The following is a 3,269-nucleotide window of genomic DNA, read 5'->3' as shown; positions in this document are numbered from 1 at the left end:
AAAAAGAAGCGAATAAGCCGCCAAAATCATTCCGCTTACTCTTTCAATATCTAAAAGATTTATCAGAATCGTCATAAAACCGGATCATCCTGAAAACGCAGTGTAAACTCAACCTCACTGCGATTTTCAGGGCGTATTTTCTATTCTGCTTTACTTTGTTGTATGCTCACAATGAAAGCTTAAAACGTCTTTACCCAGTTCATTTTCTGCTTCTTGCATCAACTGCACCAAAGGTTGAAAATCACGGGAATGATGAGGAAAATGCTTGAAAACAATACTGACTGGCAGCGCTATTCCTCCCATTAACACATCCCATAATGCATCTAGGTTATCGCCAAATTTATCATCTAACTGAAATTGCAGTGCAAAATCGTGATAAAAGGCATCTCTATCGACCAGTCTTTTAAAATCGAAGATAACCTGTTTCATTAAGGGGCAACCTTTGTCATTGTACGATAGTGATCGGTAGTGAGATAAATCAGCCCATCATTTGAATAGAGCAATCTGTCACTACCACGATGGCCACAATGATAATTCACATCCGCTTCATACCACTGACGCCCTGTCTCTTCTGGTAGCTGTTTTTCACGATTCATAAAGCGATCGCCCCCAATTGCCCTTCCAGGTAAAACTTCACATAAATTGCCTTCTTTCGCATTCCAGCCTTGTGCTCTCGCTTCTTTCTTGGTGAGATAAAAATCAGGTAACCGCTGATGACGCTGTAAATAATCAGCCACTTTATTTGATTGTGTTTTTTCGTCAATGGACAGAGGTTGTTGTGCAGGTCTATTTAGATTATGACTTGATGATGTCGGAATAGGTGCTGATGAAGATGGATCGGGTACTTGGCTTTCAGGTAGAAGTCCTTTGTAAAGCACACCAAATAAAACCGCAACAACAATAAGCACGGGCAATAAACGTTTTCCCATTCGTTAGCTCCTTTAACTGTTATTCAGATAAAAAACTCCATCATAAGATGGAGTTTTTACAATACGTATAGATAACTATAACAATAATTAAGCAGTTCCGCCGACAGTAATTTTATCCAATTTTAATGTTGGTTGCCCTACACCAACAGGGAGGCTTTGCCCTTCTTTACCACAAACGCCAACCCCTTTATCTAAAGCGAGATCATTCCCCACCATCGAAACCTGTTGCATGGCTTCAATACCTGAACCAATCAGCGTTGCCCCTTTAATTGGTTTTGTTATTTTTCCATTCTCGATTAAATAAGCTTCTGAGGTTGAGAAAACAAATTTACCCGATGTGATATCAACCTGACCGCCACCAAAGTTTGGCGCATAAATACCGCGATCAACACTAGCGATAATCTCTTCTGGTGAAGATTTACCAGCTAACATATAGGTGTTTGTCATACGAGGCATAGGCAGATGCGCATAAGACTCACGACGACCATTTCCTGTTGGCGCAACCCCCATTAAACGAGCATTCATCTTATCTTGCATATAGCCTTTTAAAATGCCGTTTTCGATTAATACATTGTATTGACCCGGAATACCTTCATCATCAATAGCAACAGAGCCACGGCGACCTTCGAGAGTACCATCATCAACAATCGTACAAAGCTCAGAAGTGACTTTCTCACCAATACGGCCTGAAAATACAGAGGTTTCACGACGGTTAAAATCACCTTCTAAACCGTGCCCCACAGCTTCATGCAATAACACACCCGGCCAGCCCGCACCCAATACCACAGGCATTGTTCCAGCAGGCGCAGCAATTGCTGATAAGTTCACTAATGCCATACGTACGGCTTCACGAGCATAAGTGATTGCATGGCTTTCACCATTTACTTTTGTTAAGAAATAGTCATAACCAAAGCGACCACCACCACCACTTGCACCACGCTCACGTTTGCCATCTTCTTCCACCAGCACACTCACTGAAAGGCGAACTAAAGGACGTACATCCGCAGCTAACGTACCATCGGTAGCGGCAACAAGGACATGCTCATAAACACCCGTTAATGATGCATTAACTTGTTTAACGCGTTTATCCTCAGCACGAGCGGCTTTATCCACCTCATGCAATAGTGCAATTTTCTCTTCACGGGAGAGGCTTTGCAGTGGATCGTTTAAGCTGTATAGCGGAGAATGTTGAATAGCACCTAAAGTATGGATACGACCATTGCCTTTAGCCTGAACAATACTACGCGCAGCATGGGCACTTTGATTAAGCGCATTAAGCGTAAGTTGGTCGGCATAAGCAAAACCAGTTTTTTCACCGTAAATTGCTCTAACGCCAACACCTTGATCAATATTGTAAGAGCCATCTTTAATAATCTGATCGTCAAGGATCCAAGCCTCGTGATAACTTGACTGAAAATAAAGATCACCATAATCAATTTGACGCTGTGCAAGCTGCTCTAGTGTTGATGCTAAATCATCTAAACTAAGTTTGTTTGCTTCCAACAGACTTTCGCTGACAACAGCTAAACTCATAATTCTTCTTTATCCTTAACTTTTTTGATTAAGTGGGTCAGTTTCGGGCGAAAGCGATTATGTTTTACAACCCGTATCTGTTCACGCATACCTTGCAGACTCTCAACGCCAACATTCAGCGTTAGCGCACTAACGGCATCGGGATTCTTTTTCAAGACTTTCCCCCAACCATCAATCGCCATGGTATGACCCCAAGTTCTGCGCGTATCATGAGTACCCACTTGTGCTGGTGCTAAGATAATACACTGATTCTCAATCGCACGAGCACGTAATAAAGGCTCCCAGTGCGCTTTCCCTGTTAAACGAGTAAAAGCCGCTGGTACAGAGATAATCTCTGCTCCTTTTTCTCTTAATGCTTGGAAAATACCGGGGAAACGGAGGTCATAACAGATCGTTAAACCTAATTTCCCAACTGGAGTATCAACCACGGTTAGGCGTTCACCACGTTGATAAATAGAAGATTCATTATATTCGCCCTGTTCATCGTCAATACTCACATCAAACATATGAATTTTGTCATAACGAGCACGAATAACACCTTCATCATCGAAGACCAAGCTACTGCTGGTAATTTGATCTGGAGAGTCACGACTAATTAAAGGCATAGAACCTACTAAGATCCACACTTTGTAACGCTGAGCCATTTTAGCGATAGCATTTTGTAAAGGCCCATCGCCCTGAATTTCAGCGTGTTTATGGTAATCTTTTGAGTTTGAAAAAAGTAACGCATTTTCAGGTGTTAATACAAGCTTCACTGAATCGGGTAATTGCTTAATCTGTTGCTCGATTTGCGCCAGATTATTTTTT

Annotated in this window: 4 protein-coding genes and 1 pseudogene; 1 reads left to right on the top strand and 4 read right to left on the bottom strand. The window is 41.9% G+C overall.

Annotated elements, in window-relative coordinates; all coding sequences use genetic code 11:
- Nucleotides 1–77: pseudogene (locus tag BHE89_RS13060) on the top strand (ribosome biogenesis factor YjgA); the annotation flags it as partial.
- 73 nt (nt 78–150) lie between these two features.
- Here the strand turns inward: BHE89_RS13060 and BHE89_RS13055 are convergent.
- The 4 genes from BHE89_RS13055 to nit1 form a co-directional block, all read right to left on the bottom strand.
- Complete coding sequence (locus BHE89_RS13055) at nt 151–429, bottom strand: barstar family protein (protein WP_069368718.1); 279 nt, start codon at nt 427–429, stop codon at nt 151–153.
- Complete coding sequence (locus tag BHE89_RS13050) at nt 429–929, bottom strand: ribonuclease (RefSeq protein ID WP_069368719.1); 501 nt, start codon at nt 927–929, stop codon at nt 429–431. The genes BHE89_RS13055 and BHE89_RS13050 overlap by 1 nt, the downstream gene beginning before the upstream one ends.
- Before the next feature lie 87 nt (nt 930–1,016).
- Entirely contained in the window at nt 1,017–2,462 is a 1,446-nt protein-coding gene (tldD, locus tag BHE89_RS13045; protein ID WP_069368720.1) for a metalloprotease TldD, read from the bottom strand.
- A partial coding sequence (gene nit1, locus BHE89_RS13040) for a deaminated glutathione amidase (protein ID WP_141008297.1) occupies nt 2,459–3,269 on the bottom strand: 811 nt, incomplete at its 5' end. The genes nit1 and tldD, both read right to left, overlap by 4 nt.

Source organism: Shigella sp. FC1967 (assembly GCF_001743005.1).
In the GTDB taxonomy this organism is placed as follows: Bacteria; Pseudomonadota; Gammaproteobacteria; order Enterobacterales; family Enterobacteriaceae; genus Proteus.
The sequence above is the reverse complement of the archived record's forward strand: the minus strand, read 5'-3'. Positions and strand labels throughout refer to the sequence as shown.

Excerpts from the sequence above, each read along its gene's own strand:
- BHE89_RS13055 (WP_069368718.1), bottom strand. The coding sequence starts at position 429 with ATGAAACAGGTTATCTTCGATTTTAAAAGACTGGTCGATAGAGATGCC.
- BHE89_RS13050 (WP_069368719.1), bottom strand. The coding sequence starts at position 929 with ATGGGAAAACGTTTATTGCCCGTGCTTATTGTTGTTGCGGTTTTATTT.
- tldD (WP_069368720.1), bottom strand. The coding sequence starts at position 2,462 with ATGAGTTTAGCTGTTGTCAGCGAAAGTCTGTTGGAAGCAAACAAACTT.